17 protein-coding genes are annotated in these 26,026 nt (G+C 57.4%); 11 read left to right on the top strand and 6 right to left on the bottom strand.

What is annotated here, in order from left to right:
- Positions 1 to 106 precede the first annotated feature (106 nt).
- Genes bcsG through bcsE form a run of 3 tightly spaced genes read right to left on the bottom strand, consistent with a single transcriptional unit; the run spans position 107 to position 3,493 of the window.
- Positions 107 to 1,771, bottom strand: a complete 1,665-nt coding sequence (gene bcsG, locus IV493_RS17375) for a cellulose biosynthesis protein BcsG (RefSeq protein WP_110331140.1) — start codon at positions 1,769 to 1,771, stop codon at positions 107 to 109.
- Positions 1,761 to 1,958, bottom strand: a complete 198-nt coding sequence (gene bcsF / locus IV493_RS17370) for a cellulose biosynthesis protein BcsF (RefSeq protein WP_013359650.1) — start codon at positions 1,956 to 1,958, stop codon at positions 1,761 to 1,763. Before bcsF ends, bcsG begins: the two co-directional genes overlap by 11 nt.
- Positions 1,955 to 3,493, bottom strand: coding sequence for a cellulose biosynthesis protein BcsE (bcsE, locus tag IV493_RS17365; protein WP_107319208.1), 1,539 nt, complete (start codon positions 3,491 to 3,493; stop codon positions 1,955 to 1,957). The genes bcsF and bcsE overlap by 4 nt, the downstream gene beginning before the upstream one ends.
- A gap of 203 nt (positions 3,494 to 3,696) precedes the next feature.
- Here bcsE and bcsR point away from each other — a divergent pair, with 203 nt between their 5' ends.
- The 8 genes from bcsR (at position 3,697) to IV493_RS17325 (ending at position 18,357) form a co-directional block, all read left to right on the top strand.
- Entirely contained in the window at positions 3,697 to 3,894 is a 198-nt protein-coding gene (bcsR, locus tag IV493_RS17360) for a cellulose biosynthesis protein BcsR (protein WP_195858200.1), read from the top strand.
- A complete protein-coding gene (gene bcsQ / locus IV493_RS17355; protein ID WP_195857505.1) occupies positions 3,894 to 4,625 on the top strand; it encodes a cellulose biosynthesis protein BcsQ in 732 nt (243 codons plus the stop codon). Before bcsR ends, bcsQ begins: the two co-directional genes overlap by 1 nt.
- The gene (gene bcsA, locus IV493_RS17350) at positions 4,622 to 7,222 is read left to right on the top strand and encodes a UDP-forming cellulose synthase catalytic subunit (protein ID WP_195857504.1); all 2,601 of its coding nucleotides are present in this window, start codon (positions 4,622 to 4,624) and stop codon (positions 7,220 to 7,222) included. Before bcsQ ends, bcsA begins: the two co-directional genes overlap by 4 nt.
- A 9-nt stretch (positions 7,223 to 7,231) precedes the next feature.
- Positions 7,232 to 9,520 carry a cellulose biosynthesis cyclic di-GMP-binding regulatory protein BcsB gene (gene bcsB, locus IV493_RS17345; protein ID WP_013359655.1) on the top strand — a complete coding sequence of 763 codons (2,289 nt, stop codon included), beginning with the start codon at positions 7,232 to 7,234 and terminating at the stop codon, positions 9,518 to 9,520.
- On the top strand, positions 9,513 to 12,980 hold the full coding sequence (bcsC, locus tag IV493_RS17340) for a cellulose synthase complex outer membrane protein BcsC (protein ID WP_195857503.1): 3,468 nt from the start codon (positions 9,513 to 9,515) through the stop codon (positions 12,978 to 12,980). The genes bcsB and bcsC overlap by 8 nt, the downstream gene beginning before the upstream one ends.
- A gap of 118 nt (positions 12,981 to 13,098) precedes the next feature.
- Positions 13,099 to 15,105 (top strand): biofilm formation regulator HmsP, encoded by a 2,007-nt coding sequence (gene hmsP, locus IV493_RS17335; protein WP_147789664.1) that lies wholly within the window; start codon positions 13,099 to 13,101, stop codon positions 15,103 to 15,105.
- Between the two features lie 225 nt (positions 15,106 to 15,330).
- A complete protein-coding gene (locus IV493_RS17330) occupies positions 15,331 to 16,620 on the top strand; it encodes a dicarboxylate/amino acid:cation symporter (RefSeq protein ID WP_013359658.1) in 1,290 nt (429 codons plus the stop codon).
- Between the two features lie 246 nt (positions 16,621 to 16,866).
- Positions 16,867 to 18,357 (top strand): pitrilysin family protein, encoded by a 1,491-nt coding sequence (locus IV493_RS17325; protein WP_195857502.1) that lies wholly within the window; start codon positions 16,867 to 16,869, stop codon positions 18,355 to 18,357.
- A gap of 2 nt (positions 18,358 to 18,359) precedes the next feature.
- Here IV493_RS17325 and IV493_RS17320 read toward each other — a convergent pair whose 3' ends face one another.
- A complete protein-coding gene (locus tag IV493_RS17320; RefSeq protein WP_013359660.1) occupies positions 18,360 to 19,232 on the bottom strand; it encodes an alpha/beta hydrolase in 873 nt (290 codons plus the stop codon).
- 492 nt (positions 19,233 to 19,724) lie between these two features.
- On the opposite strand from IV493_RS17320, the gene msbA reads away from it, so the two are divergent.
- Complete coding sequence (gene msbA / locus IV493_RS17315) at positions 19,725 to 21,482, top strand: lipid A ABC transporter ATP-binding protein/permease MsbA (RefSeq protein WP_370584646.1); 1,758 nt, start codon at positions 19,725 to 19,727, stop codon at positions 21,480 to 21,482.
- Between the two features lie 97 nt (positions 21,483 to 21,579).
- Here msbA and IV493_RS17310 read toward each other — a convergent pair whose 3' ends face one another.
- A complete protein-coding gene (locus IV493_RS17310) occupies positions 21,580 to 22,512 on the bottom strand; it encodes a sugar kinase (protein ID WP_195857500.1) in 933 nt (310 codons plus the stop codon).
- Between the two features lie 281 nt (positions 22,513 to 22,793).
- Here IV493_RS17310 and pdeH point away from each other — a divergent pair, with 281 nt between their 5' ends.
- Complete coding sequence (gene pdeH / locus IV493_RS17305; protein WP_195857499.1) at positions 22,794 to 23,567, top strand: cyclic-guanylate-specific phosphodiesterase; 774 nt, start codon at positions 22,794 to 22,796, stop codon at positions 23,565 to 23,567.
- A gap of 63 nt (positions 23,568 to 23,630) precedes the next feature.
- Positions 23,631 to 25,691, top strand: coding sequence for an AsmA family protein (locus IV493_RS17300; protein WP_195857498.1), 2,061 nt, complete (start codon positions 23,631 to 23,633; stop codon positions 25,689 to 25,691).
- Here IV493_RS17300 and ppiC read toward each other — a convergent pair whose 3' ends face one another.
- The gene (ppiC, locus tag IV493_RS17295) at positions 25,692 to 25,973 is read right to left on the bottom strand and encodes a peptidylprolyl isomerase PpiC (RefSeq protein ID WP_008926423.1); all 282 of its coding nucleotides are present in this window, start codon (positions 25,971 to 25,973) and stop codon (positions 25,692 to 25,694) included.
- Between the last annotated feature and the right edge of the window lie 53 nt (positions 25,974 to 26,026).

The raw sequence follows: 26,026 nt of genomic DNA, 5'->3' as shown, positions 1-26,026 counted from the left end.
TCAATCGCAGAACGGCGGCGCTGGCCGCCGTTCTGGAGCTGATAACCCGGTGTGTCAGGCGCTGAGTCGCGCCTGACACACTCTTCTGCTATCCGGCAATAATGCGTTACTGCGGATAGGGCACCCAGTCGCCGCCGTTGAGCCTGATCCAGGGCTTGCCCTGATACATCATCACCACCGCACCGTCGTTTTCCGACACCACCGGCGTCTGCGGCAGCTTGTCGGTCAATACCGACATATTCACATTCGGCGCATTAAATACCTGTCCATCCACCACCCGCGACACAATTTCTGAAATCGCCAGCAGGCTGGTCGGTGCATCAATATTGAGAGGCTGACCCTGATGCGGGGCCTTCATGCCGACAAACTTAATCCCCACCGGCACATGCGTAATGGCAGGGCTGGGAATATCCCGCAGGCCTGACATCTGCATCTTATCGCCCTCAAGTGCGGCACCATGCTCCGGCACCACCAGCACCATCACCCGGCGGCCCGACTTCTCCAGCTGGGTGAGGAAGGCGTCGATTTGATCAAACAGCAGCTGAGCGCGCGGCTTCCACGGGGCAGTCTGGGTGCTGCCCAGTTCACGGGTGCCGTCGTGCAGCGGGATCAGGTTGTAGAAGGTGGCGCTGCGTGCATCGCTGCTCTTGCTGCGATCGTCAAGCCAGCGCTGCATCAGCTGCGCATCGTTAAGCACCGGCGAGCCGTCGAATGAGGTCAGTTCCGGGGCAATGCCTGCCTGCGACATCAGCGGTGCCTGAATATCGCCGCCCTCGCGCAGTTCCTTGAGATAGTTACCGAACACGCCGGTGTGATCCATCATCAGCTGCTCTTTAAAGCCCAGCTTCGCCAGATTATCGAACAGATAACAGCGAGAATCGGTGGGTTTGTAGAGTTCGCTGTGCGAAGTCTGACCGCAGCTGGCACGCAGCAGACGGATCCCCGCCGGTCCGCTGTAACTGGTGGCGGAGTTATAGTTGGTCAGCATGATATCGAAATGCTGCCACAGCGGATGATTACGCAGCTGGGAGGCATCCATGTCGGACCAGGCGAGTGAACAGATGTTGATCACCAGGATGTCGAACGGCTGCGAATCGGCCGGCAGGCTGTCAGGGAAATGGGTGACGCGCTTGCGCTCACTCTCATAAAAACGGCTGAGCCAGGCGGTCAGGCTGGCGCTGGTGGGCGCGGCTGACTGATCGAGCCCATCCGGCACGGCCGCCGCCTGGCTGGCAGCAGCCGGTGTCTGATTCAGCACCACCTGCGGGGTTGTCGCGCGGGTCGGCAGCAGCGACATCGCCGGACCCGCAATGGTCAGCACGTTGAGCCAGATCAGCATCAATGAAACCAGCACGGTGATGCGAATCCACTGCGAAATAAACAGATAGAGCACCAGCAGAACAAACAGGGCACCCACCATTTGCCAGTTGATAAAACGGTCAGCCAGATCGAGCAGGTAAGCACCCGAGAAGCCCGCCAGCTGATCGCCCTGGCTGAGAATGCTGCTGAGTCCCGGCAGCCAGGTATCATGCCAGAACAGCGCGAAGCCAACAGGGATCGAGACCCAGTGGCGCAGGCGATGCAGGCGAACCGACGGCAGCGGGAAGAGCAGCCAGGCGAGAAACACCAGATTGCTCAAAGCATGAAAGTTGAGGTAGCCGTACCACAGCAGGGCAAATTTGACTAAAAAGTAGAAGTTCCAGCCGCCCAGTCCGCGCCAGCAGGACCACAAACGGGAAGAGTGGGCCGCAGCGGGTTGATCATTTTTCATTAATTTTTGCATCCGTTTTTGGAGATTGACGCTGCCAGTGACCTTCAGACTTCAGCGCGCGAGCAGGCAACAGCCGATTCAGCAGGCCGTTCCAGCGACGCGGCAGCCACTGATGCCAGACCGGCTTTAAAATCAGCAAAATAACAACGATCAGCAGCGCAATCTGTACCCAATCCATCAGGTTCATCGGGATTCATTCTCCGGCAGTAAAGTGATGGGCAGGGGGGCTGAGCGTTCCTGCGTTTCGTGCCGGCTCTCAACGGCAGCACGTGTTGTCTCTGATACCGGCGTCAGATCCTGAATCGCCATGGGCGTCAGTTTCTTAATATTGCTGACTTCCGCAAGAATCTGATTATCCTCGAACCAGACCATTCGGTTTGCAAACAGCTCGTCGTGAGGCAGTGAAAATATATATTTCAATGCTTTATCAAGATCGTTATAGCGGCAGGAGGAGAGAAACAGAATGACGCGATCTTCCAGTACCGTGACCAGATCGCCAAAGCGGCGCGGCTTACAAAGTGTCAGGATCTGCTGCGGTTTAAGCTGTGGCACCGGCCGCAACGCCACCAGCAGGCCCTTATCATTTTCCGGCAGCAAAGTATTACTGATCAACTGGCTGACTGACTGGCAGAAGGCGTCAAGCCGCAGGTAGCCTTTTTCATGCAGAGGCTGCAATGACGCGGTTAACGCCTCAAGACTGGCGGGAACGCGACGGTTAAACACCTGTCCCTGAACGCCTTCCAGCGTGGTCAGAAACCGCGACATGGGCGCGTTGGTCGGCACAATAACGTTTACCCCGCAGGCCAGCAGCAGACGCTCGTCGCTGTAACGCAGGCTGGCACCCATCTCGCGCACTACAATTTTCAGGCCGTTGCCGCGTCCGCGTCGCAGGCTGTGTACAAACTTCGCCAGTTCGTTGATCAGGTCGCTTCGGGTCAGGCTGAAAATAACCGTTGCGGCATTGGCCTGTTGAGCCCGTAACCAGACCTGCTCATTATCATCGAAGAGTTGCCACTGGCGTGAAAGTGGCGGTGCACCCTCAAGCACGATTTTGTCCGCAAGATAATGCTGCTCGTCATTAAGGCTCAGTGGTTCCTGGTTTTCATTTAACGTAAAGAAACGATCTTCTTCACAGCCCAGGCGTATTGCACGATCGGCCAGCAGGCGTTCTGCGGCATACCACCAGTTAATTCGATACTGCCAGCTATCCTGCTGAAAGCCCAAATGCGCCACGCCATCCAGCTGACGAAAATAACGCTGAAGATTATTACTCAGGTTTATTATGGTGGAGCCGGACGTCACGATTAACAGCGTGAGTTTTCTTTTATGCAGCGTGTGGCGCATACCCTTTATCCACCGCGTTAATTCGGCGTCATCGAGCTTATCCCATTGCGCTGCGCTGCTGTTAAATATCACCAGGCCGTTTTTGCTGCCGAGCGTGCGCAGAAAATCGCTTTCCAGCTGCAGCAGACTCCGTTTGCTTTTGGGAAGAGAAAACAGCGGGATACGGTCAGGACCGCCGACCGGGTCGGGCGTCAGTAAATCACGCGGCGGCTGATCAGCGCTGATCAGCGTGACGGCCTGCTGATGTGAAATCACCTGTCGAATAAACGTGCGGGCGTCATCCTGACGTGCACAAGTGACCCAATAACAGCCAGGGGTTTGCAATGCCGTTAATTCAGGCTGAACATGCAACAGCCCTAGCGAAAAAGAATTTTTCATATTGAATTCGTTATTTTTCCAGTCCAGGCTAGCTTATTATAGACAGGCCTGGATGTAACCTGAGAAATTTGAACATTGCTAATGACAGGCTGACTCACAATGTTCTGCAAATGCCGCGTTTCAGGAAATTTTTTTTCAACGCCCTTTTTTACGCGCAGGCGGTCATTCTGAATCTGACATTGTTTTATTTTTGGCGAAAAGTAATGAAAAACCAAAATCTTTATACCCCTGTCGCCACTGCGGGCGATCGTCAGGATGATATTAGCGCTTTGCGTGACGCCTTTTCTTTGCACTCTTTTCGCTATGTCGACATTGCACGTGAAGAGCGCCTGAAAGAGATTGTGTCGCGCTGGCCGCTGTTAGCGGAAACGCTCCCCAGCAAGCCTGAGCAACCTGACTGATGCCGCTGATAGCGCTTCAGGGCGTGCGGGGCGGCGTTGGCACAACCTCTCTTTGTGCCGGACTCGGCTGGGCGCTCGCCACCCTCGGCGAGCGGGTCTTGCTGATCGACGGCTCGCCGATCAGTCAGCTCGGCGTGCATTTTAATCTGCCCCCTCAACAGGAGAATGGCTGGATGCAGGCGCTGTGCGATGACGGGGAGTGGCAGCATGCCGCGCTTCGCTATCCCAATGGACCTGATTTGCTTCCACATGGTGTGCTTTCTCATCAGCATGCGTTGACTATTGCCCACCAGAGTGAAGCGGTGGCCGCGCCGCTGCTCCAGGCATTGCCGGACCTGCAGGCGCGCTATCAGTGGATTATTTTCGATCTGCCCGCCGATCCCCTGCCGTGGCACGAAACGCTCTATCCGGGACTGGACGGTATACTGTGCGTCACTCAGCCAGATGCGAATTGTCATTTACGTCTGAGCCAGCGCCATTTTCCGGCGCGTACGCGCTTTATCATCAATCAGTTCAATGCCAACAGCCGTCTGCAGCAGGACCTCCATCAGCTCTGGATGGCTTCGCTGACAAAGCTGATACCGCTGCTGATCCACCGCGATGAGGCGCTGGCTGAATCGCTGATGATGAAGCAGCCAGTTGGTGAATATCGGCCACATGCGTTAGTCAGCGAAGAGATTATCACGCTGGCAAACTGGCTGCTGCTCAACCTGAATGGGGTGAGGTCGTGAACCCGTTGCGCTGGCTGTTGACTGCTCCCGCCTGGCAATCACTGCACAGCGGCTATACCACCGCGCGAGGCAATGGCGCTTCCCGCTTTGCCAGTGCACTCCACCTGTTCTGGTCTGTTCTGGGGCTGATGCTGCTCCGTTTCGAAAGCCCGGCCTGGCAGCGTGTTATTCAGCAGCGCCGCCGCCTTTATCCGCACATTTCTCCGGAGCGTCCGCGTCCGCTGGATATTTTGCGTTATCTGATTCAGACACTCTGGCTGATTGTGATCCGGCTACCGGGTGCGGGCAGGCGCGACGGCGTTAATCGCCTGAGCGTGCTGACTGGCTGGCGGCACCACGGTTATCGCTGGCTGGATAATCTTGTCGCCCGCTCGCAAACCCACAGCATTGATACGCGTCTTGAACAGCGGCTGAAGCGCCTGTCACCGCTGATGCGACGCAGCCTTTTCGTCGTCATTGCCCTCTTTGCCTCACTGCTGGCACTGCTCTGTATCAGTCAGCCCTTTGGTCTGATGACCCAGTTTATTTTTGTCGTACTGCTCTGGGGGCTGGCGATGCTGGTACGGCGCATACCGGGGCGTTTTCCCACGATGATGCTCATCGTGCTGTCGCTGACCGTGTCGTGCCGCTACCTCTGGTGGCGCTATACCTCGACGCTGAACTGGGACGATCCGCTGAGCCTGATCTTTGGTCTGCTACTGATTGCAGCAGAGACCTACGCCTGGGTGGTGCTGGTGCTGGGCTATTTCCAGACGCTCTGGCCGCTTAATCGCCAGCCGGTTTCTATGCCAGCGGATCGTTCGCAGTGGCCCTCGGTGGACCTGCTGGTGCCGACCTATAACGAACCGCTCAGCGTTGTCAGACCGACGCTCTATGCTGCGCTGGGCATCGACTGGCCGAAAGACCGCCTGACTATCTATCTGCTCGACGACGGCAACCGGCCGGAATTTCGCGACTTTGCTGCCAGCGTGGGTATCAACTATGTCGTGCGTCCCTCTAACGAACATGCCAAGGCAGGCAACATCAACCACGCGCTGAAAAAGTATTGCCGCAGCGACTTCGTCTCGATCTTTGACTGCGACCATGTGCCGACACGCTCATTTTTACAGATGGCCATGGGCTGGTTTATCAAGGATCCCCGGCTGGCGATGCTGCAGACGCCGCATCACTTCTTTTCACCCGATCCGTTTGAGCGCAATCTCGGGCGGTTTCGCCGTACGCCGAACGAGGGGTCGCTGTTTTACGGGCTGGTGCAGGACGGTAATGATACCTGGGACGCCACCTTCTTCTGCGGCTCCTGCGCCATTCTGCGTCGCACCGCGCTGGAAGAGATTGGCGGTATTGCTGTAGAAACCGTCACTGAAGATGCCCATACCTCGCTGCGTCTGCACCGGCGTGGCTACACCTCAGCCTACATCCGCATTCCTCAGGCGGCCGGACTGGCAACCGAAAGCCTGTCAGCGCATATCGGGCAGCGTATCCGCTGGGCACGCGGCATGGTGCAGATTTTCCGCCTGGACAACCCGCTGTTTGGTAAAGGGCTGAAGTGGGTGCAGCGGCTCTGTTATGCCAACGCCATGCTGCACTTCCTGTCCGGCATTCCAAGGCTGGTCTTCCTGCTGGCACCGCTGGCATTTTTACTCTGCCACGCCTACATCATCTACGCGCCTGCGCTGGCGATCGCGATTTATGTTTTACCTCACATGCTGCATACCAGCCTCACCAACTCGCGTATCCAGGGGCGCTGGCGTCATTCTTTCTGGAGCGAAGTCTACGAGACGGTGCTGGCCTGGTATATCGCCCGCCCGACCACCGTAGCGTTGTTCAATCCCCACAAAGGCAAGTTTAACGTTACCGCCAAAGGCGGACTGGTTGAGGAGCAGCATCTGGACTGGGTGATCACCAAGCCCTATATGCTGCTGGTGCTGCTCAATCTGGCGGGGGTGCTGATGGCGTTCTGGCGCATACAGCATGGCCCGGCAAACGAGATACTGACGGTATGCGTAAGCCTGATTTGGGTGATTTACAACATGATTATTCTCGGTGGCGCGGTGGCGGTGTCGGTTGAAGCTCGACAGATCCGCGAGGCGCATCGGGTAGAGATTGCCATGCCCGCAGCCATCGCACGTGAAGATGGTCATATGCTGCCCTGTACGCTGCGTGACTACTCTGACGGCGGTGTGGGGCTGGAGATGCGCGAACCGGATGCGCTGCGGGAGAATGAAAAAGTCTGGCTGCTGCTGCGTCGTGGACAGCAGGAGTTCAGCTTTCCGTGCCAGGTTCAGCGCGTCTTTGGCCGTCGGGCGGGTGTCCGTCTGCATCAGCTGACCACCCAGCAACATATTGATTTTATCCAGTGCACCTTCGCCCGTGCTGATACCTGGGCGCTGTGGCAGGACGGTTTTCCGGAGGATAAGCCAGTGCAGAGTCTGGCCGACATCATGATCCTCGGCTTTAAAGGTTATCTGCGCCTGGCGGAATATGGTCCGCCGCAGTTACGTCGGTTGTTTAACCTGCTTACCGCTGGGGTAAGCTGGCTGGCTTCGCTGTTGCCGCAAGGCATCGGACGCGTGCCCGCTTCAAAAAATCTGCATTGAGTTGATGATATGACGACAACAGGAATAAACAGGTGGGTCGCTGCACTGCTGCTGGGCTCGGCAACGCTGAGCAGTGCCGTGGCGCAGGAGAGTGCACCGGTCATGGCTACCGGAGAAACGGCGGTGCAATCGTTGCCGCAGCAGCCTGCCGCGCCGCTGCGTAGCAGTCAGCTGAGCTTTGCTAAGCTGGCGCCGCCGCCGGGCAGCATGACGCTGAGCGGAACGCGCCCCAGCGGGCAGATCGAGTTCGGGGTGCGCAGTGATGAGGTGGTGACACGTGCGCTGCTTAATCTCAGCTACCGGCCGTCGCCTGCGCTGCTGCCCACGCTGTCGCAGCTGAAAGTCTATCTCAATGATGAGCTGGTGAGCCTGATCACCCTGACGCCGGAACAGCCTGGCAAACAGAATCAGATGCAGTTGGCGATCGATCCCCGTTTTATCACCGACTTTAACCGCGTGCGCTTTGAGCTGGTCGGTCACTACGCCAACATCTGTGAAAATCCGGCTAACAGCACCATCTGGCTCGATATCGGCAAAGAGAGCGGTCTGGATCTGACGCTACAAAAGCTGCCGCTGAAAAATGACCTGTCTCATTTCCCGGAGCCCTTTCTTGATACGCGCGACACGCGACCGCTGACTCTGCCGATGGTGTTTGCTGCCCGGCCAGACGTTAACCAGCAGCGTGCCGCCGCGATCCTGGCCTCATGGTTCGGCAGCAAAGCCGCCTGGCGCGGACAGCATTTTCCGGTGCTCTACAATCAGCTGCCGCAACAGCAGCATGCGGTGGTGTTTGCCACCAACGATGCACGCCCGGATTTCCTGAAAAATTTGCCGCCGGTGATGAAGCCGACCGTGGCGATGGTAAGCCAGCCTGACAGTCCTTATGAAAAAATGCTGCTAATCCTGGGACGCAACGACGACGATCTGCTGACGGCGGTGCAGGGGATTGCGCAGGGTGAGCTGCTGTTACGCGGTGACAGCGCGACCGTCGACCGTGTCACACTGCTGGCACCGCGTCAGCCCTATGATGCGCCAAACTGGGTGCGGACCGATCGCCGCACCACATTTGCTGAGCTGACGCAGTATGAAAACCAGTTACAGTCCGACGGTCTGCAGCCCAACCCGATCAGCCTGACGCTGAACCTGCCGCCCGATCTCTTCCTGGTACGGGCGCGCGGTATCGATATGGATCTGAGCTATCGCTATACCTCGCCTGTCCACCCGGATGGCTCACGGCTGGCCGTTAACCTGAATAATCAGTTTATTCAGGACTACCCGCTGGTGCCGAAAAACACTGCCGGGCAGCAACTGCTGCATATTCCGCTGATTCAGGGAATGATGGACAAGAATCATGAGCTGCTGATCCCGGCGCTGCGGCTGGGCGTGGTAAACCAGCTGCGCTTTGATTTTGACTATGCCAATACCTTTATGGGTGGCACCGCCGACGGGCGTTGTGAAACCGTGACGCCGGTAGGACACCATGTTGTGGTGGACGACAGTTCCAGCATCGACTTCTCTGGCTATCGCCACTACATCGAAATGCCCTCATTGCAGAGCTGGGCGAATGCGGGCTTCCCGTTCAGTCGCTACGCCGATCTGGCCCAGACGCTGGTGCTGGTCCAGCCCAATCCCGATGCACAGCAGGTCAGTACGCTGCTGAATGCGCTGGGCAATATGGGCGCGCAGACCGGCTATCCGGCGCTGCGCGTGCAGCTTACCGATGACTGGGGTACGGCGAAAAAGCAGGATGCGGATCTGCTGATGATCGGCGATATCCCCAAAGATCTTCAGGATGACCGCCGGATCACGGCGCTGGTCGATGCTACCGCCAGCTGGCTGAAAACCCCGGCGCGCAGGGTTTCTCAGCCTGTTCAGCCACTGAGCGAGGCTGAAAGAGCAGCGGAAAGCACTACGGCTATTGGGTCACGCGGCCCGCTGGCGACCGTGATTGGTTTCCAGTCGCCGTTTTACGATCAGCGCAGTGTCGTCGCGCTGCTCGCCGATGGCAGTCCGCGCAGCTGGCAGCTGCTTGATGAGGCGCTGGCTGACAGCGGCAAACGCCAGGCGATCTCAGGCTCCACGGCGATTATCCGTGAGTCGGGCGTCAACAGCCTGCGCGTTGGAGAGACCTACTTTGTCGGCCATCTGCCGTGGTGGGAGCGTCTCTGGTCGCTGCTCTCTTCACATCCCTTCTGGCTGGCACTCTGTGCGCTCTTTGTGGTGGTGCTGTTCGCGCTGATGACATGGCGTCTGATGCGAATTATTACCCGTCGTCGTTTACTGGATGAAGATGAATAACGCTCAGTTATTGCGGACAGGCATGCTGCTCGGCGCACTAAGTGCGCTGCCGGGCATGGCCGTCGCCGCTGACGGATCGGAAGTCTCGCCGGTCGACTGGCTGCTGACCCAGGTCCGTACCGGCGAGTCGACCAACAAATACGATCTGGTACAGCAGTCGCTCTATCGGCTGGAGAAAATCGATCCCGATAATCCCCAGGTGCTGGCGGCACGTCTGCGGCTGGCACTGCACCAGGGCGATATCGCCAGCGCGCAGTTGCTGCTGGATCAACTGAAAAAGGTTGCACCTGATTCGGCAGAGACGCGCGAATCAGCTGTCGGCCTGGCGCTGACCTCATCCGATGGACGGCAGCAACTGCAGCAGGCGCGTCTGCTTGCCACATCGGGGCGACTGACCGAGGCGAAAAGCGCTTATGATGCGCTGTTTAACGGCGTCTTCCCCGATCCCAATACCGCCCTGGAGTACTGGCGGCTGCTGGCGCGCCTTCCCGGCCAGGAGAGTGTGGCTTATCAGCAGCTTCAGGCACTGGAACAGCGCTATCCGGGCAATATCGGGGTTGAGCTACAAATTGCACGCATGGCGTTTAATCAGCAGCAGCCAGAAAAGGCGATAGCGCAGCTGAAAAAGCTGGCAAACAGCAACGGCGGGCGTACCGCTGCCGCCGACCTCTGGCTGCAGCAGATCACCAGTCAGCCGATCAGCGACAGCAGCGTGGCGCAGCTTAAAGCCTATCTGGCTGTGTTCACTGAGGGCGATGCGTACCAGCAGGGCGCAGAGGCGCTCGCGAAGCAGCAGACGACACTGGCCGATCCCGCTTATCGGGAAAGGATGCGGGCGCTGGCGCTGGTCGACGCAGGCGATGTGAATAACGCGATGACGACCCTTAACCGGGCGCTGAAAGCGAATCCCGATGATGCCGAATTAATGGGCGCGATGGGACAGACCCAGGCCCGCGCGGGCCATCGTGAGACTGCGATTCTGTGGCTGGAACGCGCCATCAAAGCGGGCCAGCAGAGCACGCTGATCGGCAAATGGCAGTCACTGTTGCAGAGCAATCGCTACTGGCTGGCGATTGAGCAGGGCGATAAAGCGCTGGCACAGCACGATATTGATGCTGCCGAAAAGCACTATCGCGCGGCGCAAACGTATGACAGCAGCGACAGCTATGCCCTGATTGGCCTGGGCGATGTGGCGATGGCCCGCAAAGAGACGGCGGCGGCTGAACAGTTCTGGCAGCGCGCGCGACGGCTGGATGGCACTAATATCACCGCGGTGCGTCGGCTGGCGGGACTGTATCAGACGGTGTCGCCCGCCCGCGAGATGGAATTCATCAATACCTTACCTGCTGCACAGCAGCGCGCACTGGCCGACACGATCCGGACGCTGCGCAGCGACAGCCTGCGCGCGGAAGCGGATGCCCTGGCGCAGCAGGCGCGCTGGTCGCAGGCCGCAGAGAAATATCGTCAGGCGCGCGAGCTGTCACCGGATGACGTCTGGCTCAGTTACCGGCTGGCAGGCGCACTGCGTAACAGCGGAGCCGGACAGCAGGCGGATGCGGTAATGCGCGCACTGCCGCAGCAGCATCCTCAGGACGCCACCGCGCTTTATGCGACCGCACTCTGGTTCTCAGGCAATGATAACAACAGCGAGGCGATGGCCACGCTGCATCGGCTGCCCGACGCGCAGTGGAGCAGCGATATGCGCGAGCTGGCTGACCGCCTGAAGCAGGATCAGATCTTTGCCCAGGCTGAGGCGCTGCGCGCCGCCGGGCAGGAGCAGGCAGCGGTGACGCTGCTTGAGCAGCAGCCGGTTTCTACCCGGCGAGACCTGATGCTGGCCGACTGGGCGCTGGAACGTGGTGAAGCGCCGCAGGCGCTGGCGGAATATCAGCAGGTGCTGTCGCGCCAGCCGGATAACGGCGATGCGGCGCTGGGGCGAATCGAAGCGCTGGTTGCCCTGCAGCGCAACAGCGAAGCCCGCCAGGCCCTGGCGCAACAGCCGCCCGTACAGGCGAGTGTCAATGCGGATCGCCGTATTGCGCTGGCGTGGCGGGCGGTGGGTGAAACCACGCGGGCTGCTGCGCAGTTTACCGATCTGAAACAGCGCGCCGCCGCGCTGCCGCCTTCGCAGGATAAGGCGCTGGTGTTTCGTGATTCGGCACGGCTGGAGGGCGCACAGCAGCAGCCTGAACAGGCACTGGCAGACTATCGTCAGGCGATGACGGCCAGCGGTATCGATAGCAGTGGCAATATCAGCCGTGCAACCCGCAACGATCCCCAGGATGACTGGCTGAAGCGCAGCCTGCGCAGCGACACGGCCGATCTTTATCGTCAGCAGCAGACCACGCTGACGGTGCAGCAGGACTATTCACGCAACAGCGGCACCGGCGGCATCTCTGATTTTACGGCGCACACCACCATGCTGCAGGCGGAACGTCCGTTTGCTGATGGCCGGGGCTTTGTCCGTCTTGATCGGGTGGATGTCTCCGCAGGCACCTTTACCACCCAAAACGGCAACATCGACGCTCTGTTTGGCAGCTGTGACGATGCGAATTCCGGCGGCTGCAGTCGTCAGACCCGCCAGCGCGATGAGGGTACGGCGCTGGCCGCTGGCTGGCATAACGCGACCTGGTCGGCTGACCTCGGTACTACGCCGCTGGGTTTTGAAGTCACGAACTGGACCGGTGGGCTGAGCTGGAAAACCGATGTGAAACAGCTCGGCGTCACACTCACTGCCTCACGCAGGCCGATCGCCAGTTCGCTGCTCTCCTATGCCGGGACGCGCGATCCCGCCGCCAATGGTGGCAAAAGCTGGGGCGGCGTAGTGGCCACGGGCGGCAGCATCGGGCTGAGTTACGATCAGGGCGGGGCGCATGGCGTCTGGGGCGACATCAGTGCGCATCAGATCACCGGTAAAAATGTTGCCGATAACAGCCGCGAGCGGCTGATGGGCGGCTATTACTACAAGCTCATCAACAGCGACAATCGCCGTGCGACCGTCGGGCTGAACAGCATGATCTGGCACTATCAGAAGGATCTCAGCGATTACACCTTCGGCCAGGGCGGTTACTACAGTCCGCAGCAGTATCTCTCTTTTTCCGTGCCGGTGACCTGGCGGCAGCGGACAGAGAACTGGTCGTTTGATCTGGGCGGCTCCGTCTCCTGGTCCCATTCGAAAACCAGTGCGCAGCAGCGTTATCCGGTTAATCCGGGTTATACCCTGGCCAGTAATCCGTCTTCTGCCAGCAGTTCCGGCGGCGGTACGGGCTATACGCTGCAGGCAGTGATTGAGCGACGGCTGACGTCGAACTGGTTTATTGGTGCGGGTGTCGATATTCAGCAGGCGAAGGATTACACCCCGAGTCATGGTCTGCTCTATGTGCGCTATGCTGCCGACGGCTGGGAAGGCGATCTCGATATGCCGCCACAGCCGCTGATCCCTTACGCAGATTTTAAATAACACGGAACGGGAAAAAGCAGGACTTTTCAGACGGTAAAAAAGTCAGTTTATGGGATATACTGGCGGGCATTGTCCTGTCTGCTATCTGGGCTTTTTTCATCGTCGGGAGAGAATTTTTTTGCGCGTAAGCCGGTCACTTACGATAAAGCAGATGGCGACAGTTTCGCTGGTTGCGGTTATCACCATCAGTATCTTTATCGTCATCCAACTGTTTCATTTTGTGCAGCAGCGCAGGATTGACTATGCCCAGCAGATGGAGAATATCGCACACACCGTCCGCCAGCCGCTGTCGGAAGCGGTGCTGCGTGCCGATATTTCTCAGGCCGAACGCATTCTTCATTCACTGAAGCCAGCCGGTATTTTATCGCGCGCCGATGTGGTGCTGCCGAATGCGTTCCAGGCCCTGCACGCCGACTTCGAGACGGAAAAACCGGTGCCGCTTCTGGTGGCCCGCCTGTTTGAGCTGCCGGTGCAGATTACCCTGCCGCTCTATTCGGTGGAAAATACCGGGATGCCGAAGCCGCTGGCCTATCTGGTGTTGCAGGCTAACTCGACGCGCGTCTACCAGTTTATCCTCAGCACGCTCTCGACCATGATCATCACCTACCTGCTACTGGCGCTGATCCTCTCTGTGGCGATCAGCTGGTGCATCAACCGGCTGGTGGTGCATCCGCTGCGCAATCTCTCACGGGAATTGCAGGAGCTGCCACCGCAGTCGATTCTGACGCATAAACTGACCCTGCCGCAGAGCCACCGCGATGACGAAATCGGCATGCTGATACGAAGCTACAACCGCAATCAGCAGGTGCTGGAGTCGATTCATGACGAGATGAGTCGGCTGACCACCCATTTTGCCGTCACCGATCTGCCTAACCGTACGCTGTTTCTGGCGCTGGTCGAGCAGTTTATGTGCAACCCTGAACAGCCACTGGGTCTGATGGTGATCCGCATTGAAACGCTGCAGGAAGCTAACGGCGTACTGAGCGATGAGCAGCGCGATACGCTGATGCTGACGCTGGTGGAGAAGATCCGGCATACGCTGGATGACCATACCCTGCTGGCACAGACCGGTGTCAGCGACTTCGTGCTGTTAATGAAGCGCGCCAGTAATCCGTTCCGTGCGCTGCGCCTGGCGCGCAACCTGATGATTCGCCTGAATCAGCCGGTCAACCTGCATCAGCTGCAGCTGCGTCCTAACGTCAGTATCGGTCTGGCGCTGCGCGACGATCGGCCGCTGAGCGCGAATGAGCTGCTTGACCGCGCGACCTCGGCGATGATGTCGGCCCGTCATCAGGGCAAAAATCAGATCCTGTTCTTTGACGCTGCCCTGACCGAGCGCGCGCAGAAACGCCTGACGCAGGAGCATGACATTCTGCAGGGGCTGCACGATGAGCAGTTCGCCCTCTACCTGCAACCTCAGGTGGATATGCGCACCGGCACGTTAACCGGCGCAGAAGCGCTGCTGCGTATGCGCCAGCCAGATGGCAGTTACGGTCTGACCGAAGAGTTTATTGCCAGTGCCGAAGAGATTGGCGTGATTAGCGCGATTGGCCGCTGGGTGTTTGAAGAGGCGTGCCGCATTCTGGCTGGCTGGCAGCGACAGGGCATTATGCTGCCGCTGAGTGTGAATATTTCCGCGGTGCAACTGCGGGATACCGGCGTAGTTTCTCATCTGCAATCTTTGCTGGCGCGCCACCGCATCGCACCAGGCACCCTGGTGCTGGAAGTGACAGAGACGGCTCAGCTTGACGATGCGGAACAGGCGATATCGATGCTGCGACTGTTGCAGCAGACCGGCGTGGCGGTGGCGCTGGATGATTTCGGCATGGGCTATTCCAACCTGAACTATCTCCATCAGCTCAAAGCGTTGCCGGTTAACAAACTGAAGATGGATCGCAGCTTTGTGGCGGCACTGCCGCATGACGACACCATGGTCCGCATCGTGGCGGCCATCGCCGAGATTATCCATCTTGAGGTGATTGCTGAAGGCGTGGAAACGGCGGAGCAGCGCGACTGGCTGCTGGCGCGCGGTATCGCTATCGGTCAGGGCTATTTCTATGCAGAAGCGCTGCCGGTGAGCCGATTCAACGAGACGTGGATCGAAAACTCCTCACTGCCGCAATAATTGCCTGATTCATTGATTTTGCGAGAATTTTAGTTACAAAACCCCTTGCTGAAGCGTTTCAGTTCAGAATTACGATCCCAGGGTTTCCTGGGCGTTTGTCACCCTGTATTAATCACGTAAACAGAGTGTTATTTTCGGGTTACTGTCAGGCGCCACCTCTGTTGCCCGCCAGTCACAATAACGAATCCGACAACATCACCTCACGGCGTTAGTGGACACCTGTTTATGAAAACCTCACTTTTTAAAAGCCTTTACTTCCAGGTGCTGATGGCGATTGGCATCGGCGTTTTGTTAGGCCATTTTTACCCGGAGTTAGGGACTCAGATGAAGCCGCTGGGAGATGGCTTTGTTAAATTAATCAAGATGATTATCGCCCCGGTGATTTTCTGTACCGTGGTGACCGGCATCGCTGGCATGGAAAGCATGAAAGCGGTAGGGCGGACCGGCGCAGTAGCCCTGCTCTATTTTGAAATTGTCAGCACCATCGCGCTGATTATCGGCCTGATCGTGGTGAACGTCGTGCAGCCAGGTGCCGGGATGAACGTTGATCCTGCCACGCTGGACGCCAAAGCCGTGGCGATGTACGCCCAGCAGGCAGAACAGCAGGGCATCGTTCCCTTCCTGCTGGATATTATTCCTAACAGCGTGATTGGCGCCTTTGCCAGCGGCAACATTCTGCAGGTATTGCTGTTCGCCATTCTGTTTGGTTTTGCCCTGCATCGCCTGGGTAACACCGGCACGCTGATTTTCAACGTGATTGAAAATTTCTCAAAAGTGATTTTCGGCATCATTAACATGATCATGCGTCTGGCACCGATAGGAGCATTTGGCGCAATGGCGTTTACTATCGGTAAGTATGGCGTGGGATCACTGGTGCAGCTCGGCCAGCTGATTATCTGCTTCTACATCACCTGCGTGCTGTTTGTGGTGATCGTGCTGGGGCTGATTGCGCGTCTGTTTGCCGGATTCAGCATCTTTAAGTTCATTGCCTACATCAAAGAAGAGCTGCTGATTGTGCTGGGAACCTCCTCTTCCGAGTCTGCGCTGCCGCGTATGCTGGATAAGATGGAGAAACTGGGCTGTAAGAAATCAGTGGTCGGGCTGGTGATCCCCACCGGTTACTCCTTTAACCTCGACGGCACCTCGATTTACCTGACCATGGCGGCGGTATTTATCGCTCAGGCGACCAATGCGCACATGGATATCTTCCATCAGATTACGCTGCTGGTGGTGCTGCTGCTCTCCTCGAAAGGCGCAGCGGGGGTAACCGGAAGCGGATTTATCGTACTGGCGGCGACGCTCTCTGCGGTAGGACATCTGCCGGTGGCGGGTCTGGCGCTGATACTCGGTATTGACCGCTTTATGTCCGAAGCCCGTGCGCTGACTAACCTGATCGGTAACGGTGTGGCGACCGTAGTGGTCGCGAAGTGGGTCGATCAGCTGGATCATAAACAGCTGACCGACACGCTGGCAGGCCGTAATAAGGAGAATAAAGCGTCTGAATCTTCAATTTAATCATTGAATTTCACTTAAATCCCCACAAATGCCCGCTGTCGCTTGCCCTGACAGCGGGCATTTGCATAATGAACCCCACTTGTTTTTTTTGACGTTTTTCACTTCGTTGCGCGACATCCTGAGCTTCCTGTGGTCAAACACTCTGTTGTTGGATAACAGCGCGATTCGGCGCCAGCCGATTCGTTAATAACAGCGGCAATATGCGCCAGTGATAACGATATTTGAATTATTTGAGTAGGGGTTCACATGCAGGGCACCAGAATTCGGCTTTTGGTTGGTGGATTAGTGCTGGCAGGCAGCTTTGGTCTCCAGGCAGAAACGCTGCAACCGGATCCGGCCTGGCAGGAAGGCAAGCTGGATAATGGATTTAACTGGCAGTTACTGGCCACACCGCAGCGCCCCAGTGACCGCATTGAACTGCGGCTGGTGGTGAACACCGGTTCGCTGGTAGAAAGTGCGCAACAGACCGGCTTCAGCCATCTGCTGTCGCGTCTGGCGATGGTGCATAACACGGCGCTCAATACGCAGCAGCAGCGCGCGCTATGGCAACAGGCGATGGATCCTCAGCATCCGCTGCCGCCCGTCATCGCCTCCTATGATTCCACCCAATATAATCTGAGTCTGCCGAATAACCGCCCCGAGCTGCTGAAAGAAGCGCTGAACTGGCTGGCGGCCACGGCAGGCAATATGGCGATCACTGAAGAAGTGGTTAACACCGCGCTGGCCGCTTCCGATCCGGTGGCGACCTGGCCGAAAGATCCGCAGGATGTCTGGTGGCGCTACCGACTGAAAGGCTCCGCGCTGCTGGCGCACGATCCCGCTGCACAGCCCCGTGCGCCGGTTGATTTAACCCAGCTCAGCGATTTTTATCATCAGTGGTACACCCCGGACGCGATGACGCTCTACGTGGTAGGCAACGTCGACAGCCGTAACCTCTCTGAACAGATTAACAAAACCTTCTCGGCGTTAACCGGCAAACGTGAAACCCCTGCGCCACTGCCCACCCTGTCGCCGCTGCCGCACGAGCCGGTGAATCTGGTCAGCAGCAACATGACTCAGGATCGTCTCTCACTGGTGTGGGATACGCCGTGGCAGCCGATCCGTGACTCTCAGAATCTGCAGCGTTACTGGCAGGGCGATCTGGCCCGTGAAGCGCTGTTCTGGCATGTGCAGCGTGCACTCAGCGACAGCAAGGCACAGGGCATCCAGGTCGGATTTGACTGCCGTGTGCTTTATCAGCGTGCGCAGTGTTCCATCAACCTGGATGGGCGCAATGAAAATCTGGCGCAGAATATGAATCTGGTGGCGCGTGAGTTGGCAAACGTGCGTGATAAAGGTTTACCGCAGGAGGAGTTTGATGCGCTGATGGCGCAGAAGCTGCTGGAGCTGAACAAGCTGTTTACCACGTATGCCCGCACCGACACCGATGTGCTGATGAGTCAGCGCCTGCGCTCGCAGCAGAACGCCGTGGTCGATATCGCGCCTGAGCAGTATCAGAAGCTGCGTCAGACTTTCCTGGCCGGCCTGACCCGTGAACAGCTGAACCAGGAGCTGCGCCAGCAGCTGACGCAGGAACTGATGATGGTTCTGATTCAGCCGGAAGGCGAAGCAGAAACCAACGTGAAGAGCCTGCAAAACAGCTGGGACAAAGTGATGTCACCATCAGCGGCACCGGCGACCAGCAATGAAGCCAGTCCGCCGGATAGCAACGTCAAAGACGTTCCGCCCGCCGCGTAACGTCAGGTTTTTGCCCTGAGCCACTCGGTCACTAACATCGGCCAGCTGGCGAGGGGCAAATCTGCCACGCCACGGATACCAAATCCGTGCCCGCCTTTCTGATAGAAATGCACTTCTGCCGGGACCTTATGCTCACGCAGCGCGCCGAAAAACGCCATGCTGTGATTCACGGAGACATCATCATCGTCGGCGGCGTGGATTAACAGCGTCGGCGGCACCAGCGGATGAACCCGGGTTTCCATTGAGTAGGCTTCAATCGTTTTCTGATCCGGCCACGCACCCAGCAGGCGGGTTCTGGCACCTTCGTGGGCGATGCCGTCACGCATGCTGATCAGGGGATAGACCAGCACCATCGCATCCGGACGCGGCGAGAAGTTTTCAGCGCCATCCTGCACCGGATAGAGTTTCTCTGCGAAACGCGTGCCCAGACTGGCTGCCACATGGCCACCTGCCGAAAAGCCCATCATCACAATGTATTTACCGTTCAGGCCGCGCTGTGCCCGATCGCGCAGGACGCGAACCGCACGCTGTGCATCGGCCAGCGGCGCATCGGGGCCTTCGTGATGCCCGTCGTAGGGCAGGCGATAGGTCATGACCGCCAGGGTATAGCCCATGGAGGTAAAGAAGGTCGCCAGCGCGCTGCCTTCACGATCGATCATTACACGCTGATAGCCACCGCCCGGTGCAACCAGCAGGGTAATGCCGTTGGATTCGACCGGATGCCAGATCGCCATCTCCGGGCAACGCACGCCGGTCGCGGCGCGATCGTAAGGCTCATACTCTTTTGCCATATCGACAATCTGCGGTTCGGCGCGGGAGTCGCTGGCGCCTGGCGCATCACCGTGTGGCCAGATATTAATAATTTCTGTGTGCATAAATAGATCCTGATGCGGGGAATATTTTAATTGTTTTGTTCGCGGCCGGAGAGAACAGCGTCCTGCTGTCTTTTGATTAAAAGATGGTCTTTTTTCAGGCGGTCGTCCATCCGAAAAGGGTGAATCTGACCAGATTCGGACTATGCCTGGAGTGAGATCTGTCTGCGTAAATGATTAATTTTAATCAATAAATTATAAGAGGGATTAACGGGGATTGCCGCAGGGTGTCTTTTATTAACCACTAATTTTCAGCTTAAGGTAAATGGCTGGCACGGGCCGCTTTGTTAGCCGCAATTTACCGGATATCACACTGTTTGCTGTTAAGACGACATAATGCTTTTAATGACAGAGTGATCTCCGCCTCGATGCTGAGATGAATGTGCCAGTCTCATTTGGGAATGGTCAGCATCATTGACCATGAGGCAGTTTCCTGTTGGTTGATGCGGTTTAACATAACATCACCCGTCTGTTCACAACGGTAAGATGCATGCCATGTTTGATACCGATCTCTCCACCAGACAAACCTTTGGTCGCCTGTGGCCGACAATTTCTCCCTTCAGGCTGGGACTGCTGGTTGCGGGTGTTGCCCTGATCGTCAATGCTGCTATAGACCCGTTTATGCTGACGTTACTGAAGACGCTGCTGGACGATGTGATTGGCAAAAATAACCACGGCATTCTGGCCTGGATGCCGCTGGTGATTATCGGGCTGATCCTGATCCGCGGTGTCAGCGGTTATATCTCCAGTTACTGCATCTCCTGGGTGTCAGGCAAAGTGGTCATGACCCTGCGGCGTCGGCTGTTCAGTCACATGATGGGCATGCCGGTATCGTTCTTTGATCAGCAATCAACCGGCACGCTGCTCTCCCGTATCAGCTACGACTGCGAACAGGTCGCGTCTTCCTCGTCCGGGTCGCTGGTCACGGTAGTACGTGAAGGGGCCTCGATTCTCGGCCTGTTTGTCATGATGTTCTACTACAGCTGGCAGCTTTCCCTGATCCTGCTGGTGCTGGCTCCCATTGTGTCGCTGGCGATCCGCATCGTCTCCCGGCGCTTCCGCCGCATCAGCAAAAATATGCAGAACACCATGGGGCAGGTGACCTCTCATGCAGAGCAGATGCTGAAAGGGCATAAAGAGGTGCTAATGTTCGGCGGTCAGCAGGTTGAGACCGACCGCTTCGGCCAGGTCAGCAACAAAATGCGTCACCAGGGAATGAAAATGGTCTCGGCGACCTCGCTCTCCGATCCGATTATTCAGCTGCTCGCCTCTTCGGCACTCGCCTTTGTGCTTTATGCGGCCAGCTTCCCCTCGGTGATGGCCACGCTGACGGCGGGCTCCATCAGCGCGGTGTTTTCCGCCATGTTGATGCTGATGCGTCCGTTAAAATCGCTGACCAATGTCAATGCCCAGTTCCAGCGCGGCATGGCGGCCTGTCAGACGCTGTTTGCGATTCTGGATACGGAGCAGGAGAAAGATGAAGGTACACGCGTGGTTAAGCGCGCCATCGGCAACATTGAATTTCGCGACGTCACCTTTACCTATCCGGGGGCGGAAACCCCGGCGCTGCAGCATATCAGTCTGACCCTTCCCGCCGGTAAAACCGTGGCGCTGGTTGGCCGTTCCGGTTCGGGGAAATCGACCCTCGCCAGCCTGCTGACGCGCTTTTACGACATCGACAGCGGCGAAATTTTGCTGGATGGGCATGACCTGCGTGATTACACCCTGGCCTCGCTGCGCGAGCAGATGGCGCTGGTCTCTCAGCATGTTCACCTGTTCAACGACACGGTCGCCAACAACATTGCTTATGCCCGCACCGACGTCTTCAGCCGCGAGGAAATTGAAAAGGCGGCAGAGATGGCTCATGCCATGGAATTCATTAATAAAATGGATAACGGACTGGATACGGTGATTGGGGAAAATGGGGTGCTGCTGTCGGGTGGACAGCGTCAGCGCATCGCGATTGCCCGCGCCCTGTTGCGCGACAGCCCGATTCTGATCCTCGACGAAGCGACCTCGGCCCTGGACACCGAGTCTGAACGCGCAATTCAGTCTGCGCTGGAGACGCTGCAACAGAACCGGACCACGCTGATCATCGCTCACCGGCTCTCAACCATTGAAAAGGCAGATGAAATTCTGCTGATAGAAGAGGGGAAAATTGTGGAGCGCGGTTCGCATCAGCTGCTGCTGCAACAGAACGGCGCGTATGCGCGGCTCTATCAGATGCAGTTCAGTCAGCCGCTTTGTGCGTAAGAGGCATGAATGCCCAAAGCTAAAAAATGCGCCCAGGGGCGCATTTTCCGTCATCTGCATTCGCAGAGCGATCTTTACGACGCTAACTGCTTCAGTATCACTCAGGCATCGCCGCCGCCGGAATAATCGCGCCGCGATGCTGAATCACGGTGCTGGCGGTCAGGTGTCCGCGCTGCGCTGCGGCCTCCGCTGAGGCACCCGTCAGACGACGCGCCAGATATCCGGCACTGAATGAATCGCCAGCGGCTGTCGTATCGATCACTTTCTCTTTCGCCAGATGTACCGCAGGCACCTCGATCAGCGGCGCATCGCCGATAGCGACCAGACAGGAGTCTGCACCCCGCTTAATGACGATTTCGCTGGCACCGGCCTGACGGGTACGCGCAATAACGTCATCGAGTGGCTGCTCGCCCCACAGCAGATGTTCATCATCCAGCGTCAGGAAAGCGATATCGGTACAATTCAGCATGGCGCGATACGCAGCCTGCGCGCTGGCGCGATCGGCCCATAAACGCGGGCGGTAGTTGTTATCAAAAATCACCCTGCCGCCATTCGCCCGGCAGCGGGCCAGCAGCGCCATCAGCTTCTCACGGCTTGCCGGCGGCAGAATCGCCAGACTGATGCCGCTAAGGTAGAGATAATCGTAGTGCGACAGCTGTTCGGCTATCTCTGCGGATTGCGGGCTGTCGAGCCAGTAACGCGCGGCAGCATCACTGCGCCAGTACCAGAAGGTACGCTCGCCATCGGCATCGGTTTCAATCACATACAGGCCCGGCATCTTATTATCGAGGCGCTGAATCAGGTCCGTATTCACCTTTTCCTGCTGCCAGGCGGCGATCATCTGATCGCTGAACGAATCCGTGCCCAGCGCGGTAACATAATCGACCCGTAACTGCTGCTCATCAACCTGGCGGGCAAGATAAACGGCCGTGTTAAGGGTATCGCCGCCAAAGCCCCGCTTAATGTTCTCACCCTTTTCGGACAGCTCAATCATGCATTCGCCGATGATGGCGATTTTCTTCTGCGTCATGGTTTCAGACCTGTAGTGAAATATCGCCTTAGTCTCGCGTCTGGTATGGCAGACGTCAATGGTTTTAAAACGGTGTTTTAATTTAACTTAAGGCGCTAAAAGGCCCCGATCCGGGCGATAAGAGCGGCTAATTTCGGCCTGTTTTACCGATTATGCTAACGAATCGGCTGGTAAACTCTCCGTTTTCATACGGCCGCCCCATTCATCTCATTATCACAGGCATTTACGATAATCACTTCAGTCTCCCGTTTTGGGGACGTGTTACCAACCAGGAAAATAGCATGGTGATGGAGAGTATTAGCCAATGGCTGCCGTCTTCAACCGACCTTAATCTCCACACGGAAACGCCGCTCTTCTGGCAACAATGTCATCGACGCTATCGGTTTCAGCCGATCTATCGGGTAACCGGTCGGTTACTCGCCATTGAACTGCTGACCGCCGTCTATCATCCCATGGCGCCGGAACGGAATCTCTCGCCTGAAGCCTGGTTTGCCGGACTCGACATCGCTCAGCGCCTGAACGTCGTGTATGAGCAGCTTGAAATCCTCGCAGAATGGACTGCATTTTTTGAACGCAATGATGTGGTCGCCTCGGTCAACATAGACGGCCCCTCACTGCTCGCCATTCAGCATCGACCTGCTATTCGCCAGCTTATTGCCCGGCTGCCCTGGTTACGCTTTGAACTCACCGAGCATCAGGTGCTGCCGCAGGAGGAGAAAGTAGCGAAAATTCCTGAGCTGGGAGCGCTGTGGCTGGATGATTTCGGTTCGGGTATGGCCAATTTCTCGGCGCTGACCCAGCTCAACTATGATTACATCAAGCTCTCGCGCGACCTGTTTGTTTTGCTGGGCACCACCGATGAAGGGCGCAGCCTGTTTTCGATGCTGCTGGCGCTGATCAATCGCTACTGTAACGGCGTCATTGTTGAAGGCGTTGAGACGGAAGCGCAGTGGCAGCAGGTGAAAGCGTCCCCCGCTATCGCAGCCCAGGGCTACTACTTTTCGCGGCCTGTCCCATTTTCTGAACTGAATCATCTCACTATCCAGCTTCCCTGATGCCGTTGCTCGCCGTCTCGACTATCTTTAACGCAGACCGTGAATGTGCAAGGAGAAAGCGTAATGTCGCGTACCGGGAAAATAGTCAGCTGGGTAGCAGGAATTCTGGTGTTATTAATCGTGGTGATTATCGTCGTCATCGCCACCTTTGACTGGAATCGCCTGAAGCCCACCATCAATCAGAAAGTCTCTGCCGAATTAAACCGTCCCTTTGCGATACGGGGAGATTTGGGTATCGACTGGGCAAGAAATCGCGACGAGGCAGGCTGGCGGCGCTGGGTGCCGTGGCCGCAGGTGCACGCGGAAGATATAATGCTGGGCAATCCGCCAGACATTCCTGACGTCACGATGGTGCATCTGCAACGTGTGGATGCCACGCTGTCACCACTGTCGTTGCTACATAAAGAGCTGTTTATCCCGTGGATTAAGCTGCAGCGGCCTGATGCCCGGCTGATCCAGACCGCAGATAAAAAGAACAACTGGACCTTTACCCTGGCCAATAGTGACAAAGACGAGAAGAGTGCCGCGCCGTCTGCGTGGTCCTTCCGTCTGGATAATATTCTGTTTGATCAGGGACAAATCCGTTATCGCGATGCCGTTAACCGTGCGGATGTGACGGTACAGATTAATCCGCTGGGTAAACCAGTGCCTTATGCGCAGATTGCCGGAGGCGATGACCAGCAGAAGGGCGCGGGCGATTTTGTCTTTGGCTGGAAAGCCAGTGGCACCTATAACAACGAGAATCTCACTGGCGACGGCAAAATTGGCGGCATGCTGTCGCTGCGCAGCCAGAACACTCCGTTCCCGATTCAGGCCGATGTGCGCAACGGCTCCACGCGCGTGCAGGTGACGGGCGGGTTGCAGGATCCGATGAACCTCGGCGGGCTTAACGTGCGGCTGCGCTTCGCAGGCGATACGCTGGCGAATCTCTATGGTCTGACCGGCGTCCTGTTGCCTGACACACCCCCTTATGAAACTGACGGCCATCTGATTGCGAAATTCAATGGCGAAAAGGGTGCGGTCTACCGCTATGAGAAATTCAACGGACACATTGGCGACAGCGATATTCATGGCTCGCTGATTTACACGCAGGGCAAACCCCGTCCGACGCTGACCGGCGAACTGACCTCGGAGCAGCTGCGTATGGCCGATCTGGGGCCGCTGATTGGCGTGGACTCCGGCAAAGGCAGTGAAAAAACCGCGCAGGCCAAAGCCCGTCGTGGTGAGAAATCGAATCAGCCTGCCGACCGCGTGCTGCCGCACGATAAATTTGAGACTAAAAACTGGGACGTGATGGATGCCGATGTGAAGTTCAGCGGCAAACGAATCGAACACAGTAATTCCCTGCCGTTAAGCGATCTCTATACCCACTTACAGCTGAAAAGCGGCGATCTGCTGCTGGATCCGCTGCGCTTTGGTGTGGCAGGCGGCAGTCTCAACAGTACCATCCGGCTGGAGGGCGATCGATCGCCGATGCGTGGCCGGGTTGACCTTCATGTCCGTAAGCTGCAGCTGCGTCAGCTCTTCCCGACGGTGGACGCAATGAAGAACAGCCGTGGTCAGCTCAATGGCGATGCCAGCTTTACCGGCACTGGTAACTCAGTGGCCGATCTGCTGGCGACCAGCAACGGTCAGCTTAAGCTGCTGATGAATGATGGACTGATCAGCCGCAGCCTGATGGAGATTGCCGGACTCAACGTCGGTAACTACGTGGTGGGCAAGCTGTTTGGCGATGACCAGGTGCGTATCAACTGTGCTGCGACCGATCTCAGACTGCAGAACGGTGTGGCGACGCCTAACCTGTTTGTGTTTGATACCGAGAACGCGATTATCAATGTGTCAGGTAATGCGAACTTCGCCAGTGAGCGGCTGGATCTGTCGGTGAATCCGGAGAGCAAGGGCATCCGCATCGTGACGCTGCGCTCCCCGCTCTACGTGCGCGGCACCTTTAAAAATCCGGATGCAGGCGTGAAAGCGGGGCCACTGCTGGCCCGCGGTGCCGCTGCCGTGGCTCTGGGTGCGGTCGTCGGTCCGGCAGCGGCCCTGCTGGCCATGATCTCGCCAAGTGATAACGAAGACAATCAGTGCAGCACCGTCCTGCAGCAGATGAAACAGAAGAAGTAACTAGTTGCGGTAGAGCACTTTGATAATGTGATAACCAAAGCCGGTCTTTACCGGCCCGTAAGGCGTCAGCAGCGGGCAGGTAAAGACCGCTTTATCAAAGGCCGGCACCATCTGTCCCTGCCGGAACTCGCCCAGATCGCCCCCCTTACGGCCGGAAGGACAGGTTGAGTGCTTCTTTGCCAGCTCCTGAAAATTGCCGCCTTTCGCCAGTTTCGCCAGAATCTCTTTTGCCAGCGCTTCCTCTTTGACCAGGATGTGTAAAGCCGCCGCGGTTTTCGCCATGTTGGTATCTCGGTTGTGTATAATTGCCGCCCAGTATAAACCCCTTTCTTTTG

Origin of the sequence: Pantoea sp. SM3640, from assembly GCF_015654165.1 — a bacterium.
GTDB lineage: Bacteria > Pseudomonadota > Gammaproteobacteria > Enterobacterales > Enterobacteriaceae > Pantoea > Pantoea vagans.
This window is presented reverse-complemented; position numbering and strand designations above follow the sequence as displayed.